We start from the raw sequence: 18,664 nt of genomic DNA on the forward strand, positions 1-18,664 counted from the left end.
TCCGGGCTGGCACGGGTTTATTTTCAGGCGCAAAATGAAGCAAAACCGCCGCAGGTTCAATGCGATTGGTAAGGAATGAGGCAGTCCGAGATGACCGAACCCGCGAGATCGCAGATATTGGACCGCCTGCCCCCCATTCCTGATGGGAAACCTGTTCTGATTGCCGGTCCAACCGCGTCCGGAAAGTCCGCCCTTGCCCTGTTGATCGCCGAACAGTTCGGCGGCGTCATCGTGAATGCCGATGCCAGCCAAGTCTACGATTGCTGGCGCGTGATTTCCGCCCGCCCGTCTGCTGAGGAGGAAGCCCGCGCGCCGCATCTTCTGTATGGCCATATCTCATATGATCAGGACTATTCCACCGGCCATTGGCTGCGCGAGGTGAAACCGCTGCTGACCGAAGGCGCACGCCCCATCATTGTTGGGGGCACCGGCCTGTATTTTTCTGCGCTGACCGAAGGTATGGCCGATATTCCACCTACACCGTCCGAAATCCGGGCCGAGGCGGACAGCCTGACCTTGCAGACTCTGATCGCGGGTGTGGATACGCAGACTCTGGCCCGGATCGACACACTAAACCGCGCCCGTGTTCAGCGGGCATGGGAAGTGTACAATGCCACCGGTCGAAACCTCAGTGACTGGCAAGACGCCACACCACCCCCGGTTTTGGACGTGAAGAACACAGTGCCAATCGTTTTCGACGTGGATAAACAATGGCTTTTGGACCGCATCACGCGCCGCTTTGACCTGATGTTGGACACTGGTGCATTGACCGAGGTTGAAAGGATGCGGGACCGCTATGATCCGTCGCTTCCGGCATTCAAAGCCATCGGAGTACCCGAGTTGATGGCCTATATCGACGGCACCATGACGTTGGATGAAGCCCGCGAACGGGCCACGATCTCGACCCGCCAATTCGCCAAACGACAGCGCACATGGTTTCGCGCCCGTATGAAAAGTTGGAATCGGGTCGACTTATCAAAGTGATACCTGACGCGGCTGAAGTTTCATTGATCGCGAACACACATGCAGGGAATTCGCGGCGAATCCACTGCCGCAAAACTGAACCTGCCAAAGGATTCCCTTGGGGCTAAAAAAGCTGATAGCGGTAAACTCTGCCCGTCAATGTCGTTTTTGTACCTCGAATGACGATTTCGAACATTGACCTCACCCAAATTCTGGTGCCGAATGTCGGTCATGGGGATATCTGAAATCCGAGATCAGAAGATCATTGAACCTGCCGGCCGGAGCATTCCGGCCTGAGCGGTTCGACACTTCATCCAAAAAAAATACTGTCTCACAGGGAGTAACGTTAATGAAAAATCAGACAATGACCGGAGCACCGATGCACTGGGCGGCAGAAATGCACGCACAGGAATATCGGGACGGCAAACTGAACCGGCGCGAGTTTTTGACCCGCACCACTGGTCTTGGGGTCACCGCCGCCGCAGCCTATGGCATGATCGGACTGGCCGCCCCGGCGCGTGCGGCCGGTGAAGACGCCAAGAAAGAAGGCGGCACCCTGCGCGTTCAACAGGAAGTGCGCGCCCTGAAGGACCCACGCACCTATGACTGGTCGCAGATCGCTAACGTGACCCGTGGCACGCTCGAGTATCTGGTCGAGTACAACTCGGACGGTACGTTCCGCGGCATGTTGCTGGAGGGCTGGGAAGTCAACGACGACGCAACCGTTTACACTTTGAAAGTCCGCCCGGGCGTCAAATGGAACAACGGTGACGACTTCACCGCGGAAGACGTGGCCCGCAACATCGGGCGCTGGTGTGACAAGAGTTCGGAAACCAACTCGATGGCAGGTCGCTTTGCGACACTGATCGATCCGGAATCCGGTCAGGCCATTGACGGCGCAATCGAAGTTGTCGATGCCAACACCGTCAAACTGAACCTGCCAGCCTCTGACATCTCGCTTATTGCGGGCATGGCAGATTATCCGGCAGCGATCGTCCACAGCTCGTTCAGTGAAACCGATCTGCTCAACAATGTGGGTACCGGTGCATATCTGGTGCAGGAATTGGAAGTCGGCGTGAAAGCCACCCTCGTTCGCAACGAGAACCACACCTGGTGGGGCGAAGAAATCTTTGGTCGCCCGGCGCTGGACAGCATCGTCTACATTGACTACGGCACCGACCCGTCCGCTTGGCTGGCCGCGCTGGAGTCCGACGAAGTCGACATGTTGTATGAATCGGTTGGTGAATTCATCGACGTGATGGACAGCCTCGGCTATGTGAAGTCCGAAGTTGTGACCATGAACACCATCGTTGTCCGCCCGAACCAGTTGGCTGAAATCGACGGTAAGAAACCTTACGAAGACAAGCGCGTGCGTCAGGCCCTGCAGATGGCGGTTGATAACTCGATCTGTCTGGAACTGGGCTACGGCGGTCGCGGTTCGCCTGCGGAAAACCACCATGTTGGCCCGATCCACCCGGACTATTACCAACTGCCGCCGCAGAAAGTCGACCCGGAAGGCGCACGTGCGCTGATGGAAGAAGCCGGAATGATCGATTTCGAGCACGAGCTGATCTCGATCGACGATGACTGGCGCCGGAACACCACCGACGCGGTTGCAGCGCAGCTGCGTGACGCGGGTATCAAGGTCAAGCGGACCGTTCTGCCGGGCAACACGTTCTGGAACGACTGGGCGAAATACCCCTACAGCTCGACCAACTGGAACCACCGTCCACTGGGCGTGCAAATCTGGGCTCTGGCCTATCGTACCGGTGAAGCCTGGAACGAATTCGGCTGGGCAAATGCCGAGTTTGACGCGCTTCTGACCGAAGCGCTGGCCATCGCGGATGCCGACAAGCGCCGTGAAGTGGTCGCCAAGGGCGAGGCGATGATCCAGGAAGAAGGCGTCACCATTCAGCCTTACTGGCGTTCGCTGTATCGCCACATGAAGGACGGTCTTGTCGGCACCGACATGCACGTGTCCTTCGAGCACCACCACTATAAGTGGGGTTGGGCGGCCTAAAACCTGCCAGACGTTAATGGGGGCGCCTGAACAGGGCGCCCCTTTCCAGCCGCAGACAGGCCGACACGGGGTCGGATGTCCGAGGCCAGACAATGGTCCAATGATCTGCGGAACACCCGAACAACAGGGGCCATCATGGGACTATTCATCCTCCGACGGTTCGGCGTCATGCTTCTTACTGCATTGTGCCTGACTTTCGTGGTCTTCTTTCTGACCAACCTCTACCCGAACCTGGAAAAGCTTGCGAAAACGCAGGGCAACCAGCGGATGTCCGACGAACAGGTTGAGACCTGGTTGGACAATCGCGGTTATCTGCAACCAACGCTGGTCAAATACGGTCAATGGCTGGGGGTTTTGCCAGGCTATACCAAGACACTTGATGACGGCACGTTCCTTGGAACGTGTACCAGACCGGGGTCGACCGAGGAAACGACCTCCAGATATTGCGGTGTTTTGCAAGGCGACTGGGGCTATTCCAGCGTGTTCAAAGACGAGGTCGGCACCATTGTTGGCAAACGCCTGGGCAACACCGGCTATCTGATGTTTTGGGTTTTGGTCCTGATGGTGCCATCCGCGCTACTGGTCGGAGTATTGGCCGGGATGCGCGAAGGATCAGCGCTTGACCGGTCCCTCTCCACCTTCTCGATCATCACGACGGCGACGCCGGAATACGTATCAGGCGTGATCTTCATCGCGATCTTCACCTCGTCCACCGTGGGCCTGAAATGGTTCAAGGGCACTGCAACGCAAGCGATGGACAATCCGACCTTTGAGAACTTCTTTCTGCCGGTTCTGACCATTGCGCTTTACGGGATGGGCTATATCGCCCGGATGACCCGCGCTTCGATGACCGAGGTGATGACCGCACAATACATCCGTACCGCGCGTCTCAAGGGTGTTTCCTTTGGCAACATCGTTATGAAGCACGCGCTGCGCAACGCTCTGATCGCCCCCTTTACTGTCATCATGCTGCAGTTCCCATGGCTGCTGAATGGCGTGGTAATTGTTGAAACCCTATTCAACTACAAGGGTTTCGGCTGGGCACTGGTACAGGCGGCGGGCAACAACGACATTCAGCTCTTGCTGGCGATTTCGGTCGTGTCGGTCTTTGTGGTGCTGGTGACGCAGCTGATATCCGATATCGGCTATGTCTACCTCAACCCGCGCATCCGTATTTCGTAAGGGAGATAGATCATGGAACCTCTTAGCTGGACCGGCTCTATCGCCATTCTAAACCCTATCCTGATGATCGCGCTGGCTGCGTTGGTCGTATCTATCGTCGTCTGGATCATCGGCAGCATCGTCCTACCCGAAGCCCCGTTGAGCTTGAATGCGGACGGCACGCTCAGCTCAGGCACAGGACTGCGGGGATTGACCCAATCAGCCTTGAGATACAGCTTTTTCGCCTGTGTCGTCCTTGCGCTGGCGTATATCGTTCTTGGCATCCTCATGGGTACCAGTGCCGGGATCGTCGGCGCGATCTCACAGCAATTTCTGCCTGTGTGGTTGTCGCTGATCATCCTGTTTGCAATGTCGATCGCCTTCAAACGACGCCTCGGGCTGTACGGAAAACTGTTCGACAGCCCCATCGGCATGATCGGCTTTGGTCTTGTGATGTTCTGGGTCTTTACCGGGATCTTCGGTGCGCTGGATCTGATCATCACACATGACCCGCTGAGTCAGGTCTCTGGCATGAAGAACAAAGTGCCCGGAACGCCCCTGCAAAACCCTGAAGACGGCGAGTATGCCTGGTACCTTCTGGGCGGCGACAACCTTGCCCGCGACGTCTTTAGTCGCATGGTCAAAGGCGCATGGATCGTGGTGCAGATCGCACCGCTTGCGACCATGTTCGCATTTATGGTCGGGATCACTCTGGGTCTTCCAGCAGGGTACTACGGAGGACGTCTGGACACGTTCCTGTCCTTCCTTGCCAACCTGATCCTGGCTTTCCCGGTAATCCTGTTGTTCTACCTGCTGGTAACACCCGAAATCGTGGCGACAGGCGTGCCTAACTATATGGCAGCCGTTTTGTTCATATTCCCGATCTTGTTCATCGGCGTTCTGCTGAACTCGCGGTATTACACCCGCCCGAATTTCCGCACTCCGCTGTTGATCGGGGTTCTGGGTATCGCGCTGTGGCTGTATCTGTCGCTGATTTCGACCGATGGCTACATCATCAACACCGATGATTACGGCATTTGGGGCTTGCCGACCTATCTGGACCTGTTCGATATCCCTGGCGGTATCCTTGTGGTGTTTGTTTCGGTTGTCTTCGTGAACTCACCCACCGTGTTCCGCATCGTGCGCGGTCTCGCGCTGGACATCAAAACACGGGATTACGTGGCTGCGGCACAGACCCGTGGCGAAGGCCCGTGGTACATCATGCTGTGGGAAATCCTGCCCAATGCACGTGGTCCGCTGATCGTCGATTTCTGTCTGCGTATCGGCTATACCACGATCCTGTTGGGAACCTTGGGTTTCTTCGGATTGGGACTGCCGCCGGAAAGCCCGGATTGGGGCTCTACGATCAATGAAGGGCGCAAGCTACTTTCTATCTATCTGCACCCTGCCCTTCCGCCTGCCTTTGCCTTGCTGTCACTGGTTCTTGGTCTGAACCTGCTGGCAGATGGCCTGCGCGAAGAAAGCCTGAAGGACTGAAGTGAGAGCGACCGGGGGCTTTGCCCCCGGACCCCCCAGGATATTTTTAGCCAGATGAAGGGGATCCCCGGACTCTCGCGAGGAGATACAAGATGAACAAATTGGCGGAATATGACGGCCCAATTCTTGAGATCGACAAACTATCGATTTCTTTCTTCACCCGCCTTCGGGAAATTCCCGCCGTGATGGATTTTTCGGTCAGCGTACAGCCCGGCGAGGCTGTTGGACTGGTAGGGGAATCCGGTTGTGGCAAGTCCACTGTGGCACTTGGGGTCATGCAGGACCTCGGCAAGAACGGGCGGGTTGTAGGCGGTTCGATCAAGTTCAAAGGGCGCGATCTGGCCGAGATGAGCGCGGATGAATTGCGCGATATTCGCGGCAATGAGATCGCGATGATCTATCAGGAACCGATGGCCTCGCTGAACCCGGCGATGAAGATCGGCAAGCAATTGATGGAAGTGCCGATGATCCACGAGGGAGTCGGCAAGGAAGAGGCCTATGCCCGCGCATTGGAAGTGGTAACGGACGTACGCCTGCCCGACCCCGAGCGGATGCTGAATTCGTTCCCCCATCAGCTGTCAGGGGGGCAGCAGCAGCGTATCGTGATCGCGATGGCGCTGATGTCGAAGCCGGCGCTGTTGATTCTGGATGAACCGACAACCGCACTGGATGTGACGGTTGAGGCCGCCGTAGTCGAGCTGGTCAGGGATTTGGGTAAGAAATACGGCACCTCGATGCTGTTCATCTCGCACAACCTTGGTCTGGTTCTGGAAACTTGTGACCGGCTTTGTGTGATGTATTCGGGTGAGGCAGTCGAGCGCGGCTCGATACACGATGTATTCGACGAGATGCAGCACCCCTATACGCAGGCGCTGTTCCGCTCGATCCCGTTGCCGGGGGCAGACAAGAACGCCCGCCCACTAGTGGCCATTCCCGGGAACTTTCCCCTGCCCCACGAACGCCCGTCAGGCTGTAACTTTGGCCCACGCTGCGACTATTTCGAGGAAGGCCGCTGCGACGCGCAGAATATTCTGATGGAGCCTGTGCCCGGCAATGACCGCCACCACACACGCTGTTTGAAGTATAAGGAAATTGACTGGAATGCCCCAATCACTTTGGCGGACAAGAAAGAAAAAGGTGAAATCGGCAGTGTTGTCCTGAAAATGGACAACCTCAAAAAGTACTATGAAGTAGCCGCCAATGCGTTGTTCGGGGGCGGTGAGAAGAAGGTGGTCAAGGCCAACGAAACGCTGAGCTTTGAGGCACATGAATCTGAGACGCTGGCGATTGTGGGCGAATCCGGGTGCGGTAAATCCACCTTTGCCAAGGTTTTAATGGGGCTTGAAACGGCCACAGATGGGCAGATCCTGCTAGACAACCGCAACATCGAAGATGTGCCGATCGAAGAGCGGGATGCCAAGACCGTGGGCGAAGTTCAAATGGTGTTCCAGAACCCATTTGACACCTTGAACCCCTCGATGACCGTTGGCCGACAGATCATCCGCGCTTTGGAAATCTTTGGCGTCGGCAATTCCGAGGCTGAGCGAAAACAGCGAATGCTGGAATTGTTGGACTTGGTGAAGCTGCCTCGCGCCTTTGCCGAGCGGATGCCGCGTCAGTTGTCCGGTGGACAGAAACAGCGCGTCGGTATCGCGCGCGCCTTTGCCGGCGATGCGCGGATCGTTGTTGCGGACGAACCTGTGTCAGCTTTGGATGTGTCCGTTCAGGCGGCGGTGACCGACCTGTTGATGGAGATTCAGCGCGAACACAAGACAACCTTGCTGTTCATCAGTCACGACCTGTCGATTGTGCGCTATCTCAGCGACCGGGTGATGGTGATGTATCTGGGCCATGTGGTCGAGCTGGGGACCACCGATCAGGTGTTCTCGCCGCCCTATCACCCCTATACCGAGGCCCTGCTGAGTGCTGTTCCCATCGCGGATACGTCGGTTGAAAAAGCGCATATCGTTCTTGATGGTGATATCCCCTCGGCCATGAACCCACCCCCGGGGTGCCCTTTCCAGACGCGCTGTCGCTGGAAATCCGAAGTGCCGGGCGGGCTGTGCGAGAAAGATGTGCCGCCGGTAAAAACCCTGGCTGACGGACATCAGGTCAAATGCCATCTGTCCGAAGAAGTTCTGGCCCGCATGGAGCCGGTCATCAAAATCGCGGCCGAGTAGCAGCCCAGACGCAAAGAACCGGCCACAGCGCCGGTTCTTTTCTGACTTGGGTTGGTTGTTAATCAGCCGCCCCAGATCACTTTCACATAGTTCTGGGTTTCTTTGTAGGGCGGCACGCCGCCGTGCTTTTCCACGGCTTTCGGACCGGCGTTATAAGCTGCCAGCGCCAGACGCCAGGATTTAAACTTGCGATACTGCCACGACAAATAACGGGCGCCGCCTTCCAGATTTTGCTTCGGATCATGCGGGTTCACACCCAAAAGACGCGCGGTTCCAGGCATCAGCTGTGCCAAACCCAGTGCCCCTTTGTGGGACACCGCGTGCGGGTTCCATCCGCTTTCCTGTTGAACCAGTCGCAGGAATAGTTCTTCCGGGACACTGTGTTTCCGGGCTGCTTGCCGCGCCAGCGCCAGGTATTGACCGCGATATTTACCATTATACCGTTTGATGACCTGAGTTGTTTGCGCGGTCTTTGGCTTAAGCCGTTCAGAATCGCGGTATTGGGTGGCTGCGCGCGAGTCCAGAATCTTGGATTGTTTGAGGAAAATATCCTTACGGCTTTTGGTGGACAGGGTGTCAGATGCAGCCGGACCCGAAACCAGCGCAAGGCACAGAACAGAAAAACAACCAACTTGAAAACGCATTTATGCCAATCCCGCTCGCTCTCGAACCCGAATGAGTATAGGTATTTCAGGCAAGAATAAAAGCTTGGTAAACAGAACCTGCATAGTTTCTTGCCAACCGTTGCACACATCAACTGTGTTTTAACCATGACGCAGGCCGTATAGGGTCGCGTAGAAACTTCGCGTCAGATTCGGGCGCGCTCGACACAGACAAGAACGGGGAAATATATGGCAGGTTCAGTCAACAAGGTCATTCTTATCGGCAATCTCGGTGCGGACCCTGAGGTACGGTCGTTTCAAAATGGTGGTAAGGTATGCAACCTGCGCATCGCGACATCTGAAACATGGAAAGACCGCAATACCGGAGAGCGTAAAGATCGGACACAATGGCACTCGGTCGCTATCTTCTCGGAGCCCCTTGTGCGGGTTGCCGAGCAATATCTGCGCAAAGGTAGTAAAGTCTATATCGAAGGTCAGCTGGAAACCCGCAAATGGCAGGATCAGTCAGGACAGGACAGATACACGACCGAGGTGGTCCTGCGGCCCTATCGCAGCGAACTGACAATGCTGGACGCCCGCGGTGAAGGCGGCGGTTATGGCGGCGGACAGTCAGGCAGCTATGGCGGCGGTCAGGCGGGCGGCGGCTATGGCGACCCCTATGGCGGACAGTCCAGCGCCCCTGCCCCTGCACCTGCATCCGGCGGAATCGACGACGACGAGATTCCGTTCTAAGGCAAACGGAGACGAAACATGACATGGTCCTTCTCACTCGGCCGGGTACTGGGGTCGGAACTGAGGGTCCATGTCACCTTTTTTCTGTTACTGGGCTGGGTCGCCTTTGCGGCCTATTCCCAAGGCGGGGTGCCTGCCGCGATCGACAACCTGATCTTTGTTCTGGCGCTGTTTGCATGCGTTGTCGCGCATGAGTTCGGCCACGCGCTGATGGCGCGGCGCTACGGCATCAAAACCCCTGACATCACCTTGCTGCCTATCGGCGGGCTTGCCCGGCTCGAACGGATGCCCGAGAAGCCTATGGAAGAAGTCTGGGTCGCTCTAGCCGGGCCGGCAGTGAATATTGTAATCTGGATCGTTTTGATGGCCATGGGGGCCGGAATGACGCTGGACTCGCTAACCCGGATCGATTCGACCAGTGCCGGACTGTTGAACCGGCTGGCCTATGTGAATTTGTTGCTGGCCGTATTTAACATGATACCGGCCTTCCCCATGGATGGCGGCCGGGTATTCCGCGCGCTTTTGTGTCTGAAGATGGACCGGGTAAAAGCCACACGTATCGCCGCCCTTGCGGGTCAGGTCGTGGCGGTGGCGTTTGGCTTTCTTGGGTTGAACACTGGTAACCCCCTGCTGGTTTTGATCGCCGTCTTCGTGTTCGTCGCTGCCAATGCGGAAAGCCACGATGTGGCCATGCGCTCAGTCGCGCGGCGGGTGCTGGCCCGCGACGCGATGATTACCGAGTTTCACGCCCTATCGCCCACCGACACGCTTGCAACCGCCGCACAGGCCGTCATTCACACCACGCAACACGAATTCCCCGTGTTGGGTCCGAATGGAGACCTGCAGGGCTTTATAGCACGCGGCACGCTGTTCACTGCCATGGCGCAAGAGGCACCTCGGTCAGATCTGGCAACTTCGATCATGGAAACCGAGATCCCGCGCGTTGAATTGACCACCGGCCTGGAAACCGTGCTGGGGAAACTACACAAGGGTGCTCCCGCCGTCGCAGTTTGCACCCAGGCCGGAACAATGGTTGGCTACATCACCCGCGAAAACATCGGTGAACTGATGGTGATCCGCGGACGGTGATCAGATCGTCGCCAATGCGTCTTCAAGCACGGACAACACAGCGTCCCTTGGGGCGTCCGAAGTGACGAACGCCTGCCCGATTCCGCGCGCCAGTATAAACCGCAACTGACCGTCGATGACCTTTTTGTCCTGCGCCATGAGATCAACCAGTGCCCCGGCACCCGGCAGATCTCCTGGAATGTCGGCCAGATCGGTTTTCATTCCCATTGCACGTAGGTGCGCCCGAACACGGCTCGGTTCCTCCTGTGAGCACAGCCCAAGACGAGAGGACAGCTCAAACGCCAGTGCACAGCCGATAGCGACACCCTCGCCGTGCAACAGGCGATCAGAATAGCCGGTGGCCGCTTCAAGCGCGTGACAGAAAGTGTGCCCAAGGTTCAGCAGCGCACGGTCGCCTTGCTCAGTCTCGTCGCGGGCGACGATGTCGGCCTTCATCTGAACCGAGCGTGTCACCGCCCGCACGCGCGCGGCCATATCGCCACCCGAAACGTCGGGACCGTTTCTTTCGAGCCATTCAAAGAACTCTGCATCGCCCAGCAGGCCGTACTTGACCACCTCGCCATAGCCCGACAGGAAATCCCGTTGGGTCATGGTGCCCAGAACCGAGGTGTCCGCCAGAACCAGAGAAGGCTGATGGAATGCCCCAATCAGGTTTTTGCCCTGTGGAGCGTTGATGCCGGTTTTTCCGCCAACAGAACTGTCCACCTGTGCCAGCAACGAGGTCGGTATCTGGACGAAACGGACTCCGCGCCGCAAAACGGCCGCAGCAAATCCCGCAAGATCACCGATGACCCCGCCACCCAAGGCGATCACCACATCGCGGCGTTCTACCTTTTCCGACAAAAGCCATTCAACCGCGCGCTCGAAATGCGGCCAGCTTTTGGTGGCTTCTCCTGCAGGCAAGGCCAGCGAGGTCATCTCGATACCAGCTGTTGCCAGACCATCCCGCAACGCATTCAGGTGCAACCTGGCCACGTTCTCATCCGTCAGAACAGCGACCTTGGGCCGATGTAGCAAGGGCGCAATCATCGTGCCGGATTGCACCAGCAGATCAGGCCCGATTTCCACGTCATACGAGCGTTCGCCCAGCTCTACATGTACGGTTTGGTGCATTTACTTCCGTTCCAATACGTCGGGGCGCGTCAACATCGACTCCACCACCCGGTCCACCATATTTTCAATCGAGGTTTCGCCATCGGACTCAACCGTCAGACCTGCCTGCGCATAAACCGGGACGCGGGCTTCATACAAGGCGCGCAAGGTCGCATAAGGGTCAGCCGTGCGCAGCAAAGGCCGTGTGTCCTTATGTTTGACCCTGTTCCACAACACCTTCAAGTCAGCCCGCAGCCAGACCGAAACCCCGCGTTCAGTGATCATCTGGCGGTTCTGATCGGAAAGAAAAGCGCCGCCGCCGGTGGACAGGATGCCTTTTTCCTCGTCCAGCAGACGTCCGATGACCTGACTTTCCTTGGCGCGAAAGAACGGTTCACCATCACGCTCAAATATCTCGGGGATGGTCATATTGGCGGCCGATTCGATCTCGGCGTCGCTGTCGAGGAAGGGAACACCCAGCCTTGCGGCCAAAGCACGGCCCACAGCCGTCTTTCCAGCCCCCATCATGCCAACAAGAACGACGGTTTTGTGCAGTTCAAAGACCGCATCAGTACCTTCTGTGTGGGCGTTATGCTTAATTTCGCTCATTTCAACGTGAATGACGTGATCTTACGAAAAATGCCAGCTATAACTATGGCAAAAGACAAAATTGGGGCAGCGTTGAGCAATGGGCCGTCTGATCAAGTTCCTGATATATATTGTTTGCCTGTGTTTTGTCGGGCTGGTGGGATATGCGTATTTGGGTCCGATATTCGGGGTGGATTTCTCGGCCCCGCAAGACGAGATCCGAGAGCCGGTAATCCTGAATGTTGAATAAAGCCGCACTGGCTGCCTTATTGCTGGCTGGATCAGCGCAGGCGCAGCAGGCTCCTCTTTCTGTCATCGATTGGCTGACGGACCCTCCGGAAAACCTGCCAGGGACTGTCCTGTTGGAACCACCGGTCACGGAGACGGGCATTCAGCCGGATATCCAAGTCTCTCCGCTTGAGGCGCTGTCACAGCCGTTGGGGCTTGTGTCGTCGTCGGTGACCGGCCTGCCGGTGCACCTTTGGCAGAATAGTGATGCCGACCGGCTGGCTGAGCTGATCACCGATGTGCCGGTTCGCTATAACCCCGCGATGCAGCGATTACTGTTTACTCTGATCCTGTCAGAGGCTCGCGCACCAGCTGGTTCGGGTGCTGAAGAAACCCTGCTGCTCGCCCGCATCGACCGGTTGATGCAACTTGGTGCAGCCGACCCGGCGCAATCGCTGGTCCAATTGGCCGGTCCGACCGACACACGCGAAAGGTTCCAGCGCTGGTTTGACGCCACCCTGCTCACCGGGGACGAGGATCGCAGCTGTACGTCGCTGATCGCGAAGCCACACCTGTCGCAGGACTACGCCGCACAGATTTTCTGCAAGGCCCGACGCGGAGACTGGCCATCAGCCGCCCTAACGCTGGAAGCGGCGCACGCATTGCAGATATTGCCACCAGATGAGCTGGATGTGCTGGATCGCTTTCTCAGCCCCGAGTTGTTTGAAGAAGCCGAATACCTTCCGCAACCAGATGATCCCAGCCCACTGACCTTTCGCCTGTTTGAGGCGATCGGGGAACGCCTGCCATCGGCCCCTCTGCCCCGTGCCTTTGCGAATGCCGACCTGCGGGACGTAGCCGGGTGGAAAGCGCAGATCGAAGCGGCTGAGCGGCTGACCCGCATTGGCGCGCTGACCCCCAACCAGTTGCTGGGTCTGTATACCGAGCGCTCTCCGGCCGCGTCCGGCGCAGTTTGGGACAGGGTCTCGTCCGTGCAACGGTTCGAGTCTGCACTGGATTCGCGCAATCCCGACAAAATCGCCCGAGCTTTAAATACTGTGTGGACGCAAATGCGCCTGATCGGATTAGAGGTACCCTTTGCAGAATTGTTCGCAGAACGCCTGTCACAGATCGAACTGACGGACCCGTCAGCGGAACAGCTGCGCTGGCGTATCCTACTGTTGTCCGAACTGTATGAAACCGCCGCCCTTTCTGTGCCCGGTCAAACCGACGAAAATCACTTTCTTGCGGCGTTAGCGCAAGGCGATCCGGGGCGCGCGCGCTCTCCTTCGCCTCTGGCGGATGCGGTTGCGCAAGGGTTTGCATGGGCTGCTCCGGTCCCGTCGAATATCGAAACGATGCTAAACAATGATCAGCTAGGTGAAGCGATCTTAGAGACCATGCAGCGGTTCGCACATGGGTCACGCGGCAACCTTGTCGATCTGACAGCAGCCATTGCGACGCTGCGCCGAGTGGGTCTTGAGGACACCGCCCGCCGCGCCGCACTGAACTTGCTGATCCTGCAGGACCGCTGATCGTGGCGGCCCCAGCGACTCAGGACTTGTGGATTTCCACCTTTTTGCAAGCTCAGGCCGCCGAATTGGGGGCCGCGACCAATACGCTGCTAGCCTATGGCCGCGATCTGAAAGAATTCTCGGCCTGGCTGGAGCGTCGAAAGACGGGTTTTCCCGACACACAGAGAGAACAAATCGAACAATACCTGATAGACTGCGACGCGCAGGGCCTATCCCGTTCCACGCGCGCACGTCGGTTGTCCGCGATCAAGCAACTTTTCCGGTTCGCCTTCGAAGAAGGTTGGCTTGAAGCTAACCCCGCCATTCAGATCAAAGGCCCCGGTCGACAAAAACGGCTGCCCAAAACATTGGATGTCGCCGAAGTCGATCGTTTGCTTGAGGCCGCGCGCCGCACCGGCCGCAAAGATGCAGACCGGGTGCGCAACACCTGCCTAATGGAGGTTCTCTACGCCACGGGAATGCGGGTGACCGAATTGGTTTCGCTGCCGGTCTCCTCGGCCAGAGGTGACCCTCGCATGCTGCTTGTGCTGGGCAAAGGCGGTAAGGAACGGATGGTGCCTCTGTCCCCTCCGGCGCGCGATGCGTTGGCGGCGTGGTTGCTTATCAGGGACGAGGCCGAGGACAAGCGGGTTGCAGACGGTGCTCAGCGTTCCAAGTTCCTGTTTCCGTCTCGCGGCAAATCCGGCTATCTGACCCGGCACAGGTTTTTTCTGCTGGTCAAGGAACTGGCCGTAGAAGGTGGCGTTTCGCCGGAAAAAGTGACACCACACACCCTGCGCCATGCCTTTGCCACGCATCTTCTGGCCAATGGCGCTGATCTGAGGTCGATCCAGACCCTGCTGGGCCATGCCGACGTGGCGACCACGGAAATCTACACCCATGTCCTGGAAGAACGCCTGTCAGAGCTTGTGTTGCGGCATCACCCGCTGGCGAAAGACGGCGATGACGACGGCTAACCCCTTGATCCGCAGCATGCGCACCCCCATAACGGATGCAGTATCACGAACAACCAAGGAACGATGGAACCCTCTTCTGCTTCTCTGATCGACGGCGCATTCTGGTTTACAACAGGCGCCATCCTGCTTTTGCTTGTCCTGTCGGGCTTTTTCTCGGGTTCTGAAACGGCATTGACCGCATCATCGCGCGGAAAGCTGCGTGTACAGGCCGACAAGGGTTCACGCGGCGCGCAAAAGGCGCTGGAAATCACGGACGACAACGAACGGCTGATCGGCTCGGTCCTGTTGGGCAACAACCTTGTCAACATCCTTGCCGCGTCGCTGGCGACTGCGTTGTTCACCCGGCTGTTCGGTGAAAGCGGTGTTGCGCTGGCAACGCTGGTGATGACCCTGCTGGTCCTGATCTTTGCTGAGGTTCTTCCCAAGACCTACGCGATCACCAATTCGGAAAAGGCGGCCGCTGCCGTGGCGCCTATCATCGGTGTCGTCGTGACGGTGTTTTCACCCATCGTTGCAGCCGTGCGCCTGCTGGTACGTGGTGTTCTGCGCCTGTTCGGCGTCCAGATCGACCCGGACAGCAACATTCTGGCCGTGCGCGAGGAAATCGCCGGAGCGTTGCAGCTTGGACATTCCGAAGGCGTGGTCGAAAAGGAAGACCGCGACCGTATCCTTGGCGCGCTGGATCTGGGCGATCGTACGGTTGAAGAGATCATGTTGCACCGCTCGAATATTGAGATGATCGATGCAGACGCCTCGCCCGAGGCCATCCTTCAGCAATGTCTGAAAAGCAGCCACACCCGCCTGCCCGTGTTTCGCGACGAACAGGAAAACATCGTTGGTGTCGTCCACGCCAAGGACCTGTTCCGCGCGATGTACGCCCATGCCGGCGGCAGTGAGAACGCTGATAACCGACTGAAAGAATTCGACATCCTCAAGGTCGCGAACGACCCCTATTTTGTTCCGGAAACCACCACTCTGGACGATCAGATGCGCGAATTCCTACGGATGCACAGCCACTTTGCGCTGGTGGTGGATGAATACGGTTCGCTGCGCGGGCTGATCACACTTGAGGATATCCTCGAGGAAATCGTGGGCGAGATCGCGGACGAGTTCGACATTGACGAAGACGTATCCGTGACCCGAACCGAAGATGGGCAGTTTCTGGTTGAAGGGGCCACCACGATCCGCGACGCCAACCGCGCGATGGATTGGTCCCTGCCCGACGATGAGGCAAATACCATCGCCGGTCTGGTCATTCACGAAGCGCAGATGATCCCAACCGTCGGTCAGGTCTTTTCCTTTCACGGCTTCCGCTTTGAGGTGACAAAACGTCAAGGCAACCGGATCACCGAACTGAAAGTTCGACCTCTCTGAGGACAACCCAAAGAACTGCAAGAATCCACCGGCGTTCTGATCCGAGCGCCGGTTTTCTTTTGGACAACCACAGTACCCTTCCTGTTTAGGGTCGCCAGAAAGCGCTGAACCTGGATCGCCTTCCGCGACACTTTCTGTCGCTGAAGCTATTGCAAAGGCAGCTTTCCTATTGAGACTGACGGCATAGGCATCAGGAGACGTGCATGAAACTCACAACCCAAGTTGCAGTTATCGGCGGCGGAGTCGTTGGATGTTCCGTACTCTATCACCTAACCAAGCTGGGGTGGACGGACGTGATGCTTTTGGAACGCTCCGAGCTGACCAGCGGGTCGACCTGGCACGCGGCGGGTGGGTTTCACACCCTGAACGGCGACACCAACATGGCGGCGCTGCAGGGATATACGATCCGGCTGTATAAAGAGCTGGAAGAGATTACCGGCATGTCCTGCGGTCTGCATCATGTGGGCGGAGTGACGCTGGCAGATAATCAGGATCGGTTCGACATGTTGCTGGCGGAACGCGCCAAGCATCGGTTCATGGGGTTGGAGACGGAAATCGTTGGTCCGGATGAGATCAAAAAGATCGCTCCGATCACCAACACCGACGGGATCATCGGTGCGCTTTATGATCCGCTGGACGGTCATCTGGATCCGTCGGGGACCACCCATGCCTATGCCAAAGCGGCCCGGATGGGAGGCGCTACGATCGAAACGCACTGCATGGTACGCGAAACCACCCAACGCACCGACGGGACATGGGATGTGGTTACCGACAAGGGTACGATCCATGCCGAACACATCGTCAATGCCGGTGGCCTTTGGGCGCGCGAGGTTGGCGCGATGGCGGGCGTCTATTTCCCCCTGCACCCGATGGAACACCAGTATCTGGTGACAGACTCGATCCCTCAGATCGAAGCGATCATCGACGCTGGCGGCGAGCATCCGCATGTGATGGATCCCGCCGGAGAAAGCTATCTGCGACAGGAAGGGCGCGGGCTGTGTATTGGGTTCTATGAACAGCCCTGCAAACCTTGGGCCGTCGATGGCACCCCGTGGGAGTTCGGTCACGAACTGCTGCCCGATGATTACGACAAGATCACCGACAGCATCGAATTTGCCTACAAACGCTTCCCCGTTCTGGCCGAGGCTGGCGTCAAATCGGTGATCCATGGACCGTTTACCTTTGCGCCCGATGGCAACCCGCTCGTCGGGCCGGTGCCGGGCATGCGCAACTATTGGTCCGCCTGTGGCGTGATGGCGGGTTTCAGTCAGGGCGGCGGGGTTGGCCTGACGTTGGCGCAATGGATGATCGAAGGAGAGCCTGAGCGCGATGTGTTCGCCATGGATGTCGCCCGCTTCGGCGACTGGATCGGGCCTGGCTATACGCGCCCGAAGGTGATCGAGAACTATCAGAAACGCTTTAGTGTCGCCTACCCCAACGAAGAACTGCCTGCCGCGCGTCCGAACCGGACCACCCCGATGTACGATATCTTCAGCGATCTGGGCGCGGTTTGGGGTCAGCAATACGGGCTGGAGGTTGCGAACTATTTTGCACAAGGCGATGAGCCGGGCTATGAAACGCCCTCATTCCGCCGCTCGGATGCCTTCGAGGCGACCGGGCGCGAGGTGCGCGCTGTACGCAATGGTGTCGGCATCAACGAGATCCACAATTTCGGCAAGTATCGCATCACTGGCCCGGGTGCGCGCGATTGGCTGGACAGGGTCATGGCCGGGCGCATCCCAAAGCCGGGGCGGCTATCGCTGACGCCGATGCTGTCCCCCAAAGGCAAGTTGATCGGGGACTTCACCGTATCCTGTCTGGCCGAAACCGAATTCCAACTAACGGCGTCATATGGCAGCCAGGCCTTCCATATGCGGTGGTTCCTGCAGCATCAGGATGACGGCGTTACAATTGAAAACATTAGCGATCGTCTGAACGGTTTTCAGATCGCAGGTCCCAAGGCGACTGAGGTTCTGGCCGCCTGTACCCGTACGGACATCTCGAACCTCAGGTTCCTTGATGTTCGCAGCATGACCATCGGTATGACTGACTGCACCGTTCAAAGGGTCAGCTACACGGGCGATCTGGGGTACGAAATCTACTGTGATCCGATGGCCCAACGGCAATTGTGGTGGACCCTTTGGCAGGCCGGTCAGCCCCACGACATGGTGCCCTTTGGCATGCGCGCGATGATGAGCCTGCGGTTGGACAAGTTCTTTGGGTCTTGGATGAACGAGTTCTCACCCGACTACTCTGCCGCGGAAACCGGGCTGGATCGCTTTATCGCCTTCACCAAGAACACGAACTTCATCGGTCGGACTGCGGCTGAACTGGAACGGACCGAAGGAACGGCGCGCAAGCTGGTCTCGTTCGAAGTGGATGCTGACGACGCTGACGTGAATGCCTATGAGCCGATCTGGCTGGATGGTGCGGTCGTCGGATTCTGCACCTCGGGCGGGTATTCCCATTACGCTGGCAAATCCATCGCTATGGGTTTCCTTCCCTCGGACCGTATACGTGACGGTTTGGAGGTCGAGATTGAGATACTGGGCCAGATGCGCAAGGCGCGCGTGATCTCAACCCCACTGTTCGACGGGGACGGTGAACGTATGCGGGGATGACAAAA

Annotated in this window: 15 protein-coding genes; 12 read left to right on the top strand and 3 right to left on the bottom strand. The window is 57.8% G+C overall.

All coding sequences use genetic code 11. From position 1 onward, the window contains the following. Positions 1-90: 90 nt before the first annotated feature. The 5 genes from miaA (at position 91) to DHN12_RS02970 (ending at position 7,821) form a co-directional block, all read left to right on the top strand. Positions 91-984 (top strand): tRNA (adenosine(37)-N6)-dimethylallyltransferase MiaA, encoded by an 894-nt coding sequence (miaA, locus tag DHN12_RS02950; protein ID WP_108859091.1) that lies wholly within the window; start codon positions 91-93, stop codon positions 982-984. A 328-nt stretch (positions 985-1,312) separates the two neighbouring features. Continuing rightward, on the top strand, positions 1,313-2,983 hold the full coding sequence (locus tag DHN12_RS02955) for an ABC transporter substrate-binding protein (protein ID WP_108858802.1): 1,671 nt from the start codon (positions 1,313-1,315) through the stop codon (positions 2,981-2,983). 135 nt (positions 2,984-3,118) lie between these two features. Then, a complete protein-coding gene (locus tag DHN12_RS02960; protein WP_058274233.1) occupies positions 3,119-4,165 on the top strand; it encodes an ABC transporter permease in 1,047 nt (348 codons plus the stop codon). A gap of 12 nt (positions 4,166-4,177) precedes the next feature. After that, positions 4,178-5,641 carry an ABC transporter permease gene (locus DHN12_RS02965; protein WP_058273779.1) on the top strand — a complete coding sequence of 488 codons (1,464 nt, stop codon included), beginning with the start codon at positions 4,178-4,180 and terminating at the stop codon, positions 5,639-5,641. Positions 5,642-5,733: 92 nt separating this feature from the next. Then, positions 5,734-7,821, top strand: coding sequence for an ABC transporter ATP-binding protein (locus DHN12_RS02970; protein WP_108858803.1), 2,088 nt, complete (start codon positions 5,734-5,736; stop codon positions 7,819-7,821). A gap of 62 nt (positions 7,822-7,883) precedes the next feature. Here the strand turns inward: DHN12_RS02970 and DHN12_RS02975 are convergent, their stop codons facing one another. Next, positions 7,884-8,465 carry a lytic transglycosylase domain-containing protein gene (locus DHN12_RS02975; RefSeq protein ID WP_108858804.1) on the bottom strand — a complete coding sequence of 194 codons (582 nt, stop codon included), beginning with the start codon at positions 8,463-8,465 and terminating at the stop codon, positions 7,884-7,886. Between the two features lie 207 nt (positions 8,466-8,672). Between DHN12_RS02975 and ssb the strand changes: the two genes are divergently transcribed. After that, on the top strand, positions 8,673-9,176 hold the full coding sequence (gene ssb / locus DHN12_RS02980) for a single-stranded DNA-binding protein (protein ID WP_108858805.1): 504 nt from the start codon (positions 8,673-8,675) through the stop codon (positions 9,174-9,176). An 18-nt stretch (positions 9,177-9,194) separates the two neighbouring features. After that, positions 9,195-10,265 carry a site-2 protease family protein gene (locus DHN12_RS02985; protein ID WP_108858806.1) on the top strand — a complete coding sequence of 357 codons (1,071 nt, stop codon included), beginning with the start codon at positions 9,195-9,197 and terminating at the stop codon, positions 10,263-10,265. Here the strand turns inward: DHN12_RS02985 and aroB are convergent, their stop codons facing one another. After that, complete coding sequence (gene aroB / locus DHN12_RS02990) at positions 10,266-11,378, bottom strand: 3-dehydroquinate synthase (RefSeq protein ID WP_108858807.1); 1,113 nt, start codon at positions 11,376-11,378, stop codon at positions 10,266-10,268. Then, complete coding sequence (locus tag DHN12_RS02995; protein ID WP_058277741.1) at positions 11,379-11,966, bottom strand: shikimate kinase; 588 nt, start codon at positions 11,964-11,966, stop codon at positions 11,379-11,381. It lies immediately after the preceding gene. A 79-nt stretch (positions 11,967-12,045) separates the two neighbouring features. Here DHN12_RS02995 and DHN12_RS24585 point away from each other — a divergent pair, with 79 nt between their 5' ends. The 5 genes from DHN12_RS24585 to DHN12_RS03015 all read left to right on the top strand — a co-directional run bounded on the left by DHN12_RS24585 (position 12,046) and on the right by DHN12_RS03015 (position 18,659). Next, positions 12,046-12,195 carry a hypothetical protein gene (locus DHN12_RS24585; protein ID WP_170557697.1) on the top strand — a complete coding sequence of 50 codons (150 nt, stop codon included), beginning with the start codon at positions 12,046-12,048 and terminating at the stop codon, positions 12,193-12,195. Continuing rightward, positions 12,185-13,708 carry a hypothetical protein gene (locus DHN12_RS03000; RefSeq protein WP_108858808.1) on the top strand — a complete coding sequence of 508 codons (1,524 nt, stop codon included), beginning with the start codon at positions 12,185-12,187 and terminating at the stop codon, positions 13,706-13,708. Before DHN12_RS24585 ends, DHN12_RS03000 begins: the two co-directional genes overlap by 11 nt. A 2-nt stretch (positions 13,709-13,710) precedes the next feature. Beyond that, entirely contained in the window at positions 13,711-14,664 is a 954-nt protein-coding gene (locus tag DHN12_RS03005) for a site-specific tyrosine recombinase XerD (RefSeq protein WP_108858809.1), read from the top strand. Between the two features lie 63 nt (positions 14,665-14,727). Then, positions 14,728-16,038 (top strand): HlyC/CorC family transporter, encoded by a 1,311-nt coding sequence (locus DHN12_RS03010; protein ID WP_108858810.1) that lies wholly within the window; start codon positions 14,728-14,730, stop codon positions 16,036-16,038. A 203-nt stretch (positions 16,039-16,241) separates the two neighbouring features. Further along, entirely contained in the window at positions 16,242-18,659 is a 2,418-nt protein-coding gene (locus tag DHN12_RS03015; RefSeq protein WP_108858811.1) for an FAD-dependent oxidoreductase, read from the top strand. The last annotated feature ends 5 nt before the right edge of the window (positions 18,660-18,664 follow it).

Origin of the sequence: Ruegeria sp. Alg231-54 (assembly GCF_900143525.1) — a bacterium.
GTDB lineage: Bacteria > Pseudomonadota > Alphaproteobacteria > Rhodobacterales > Rhodobacteraceae > Ruegeria.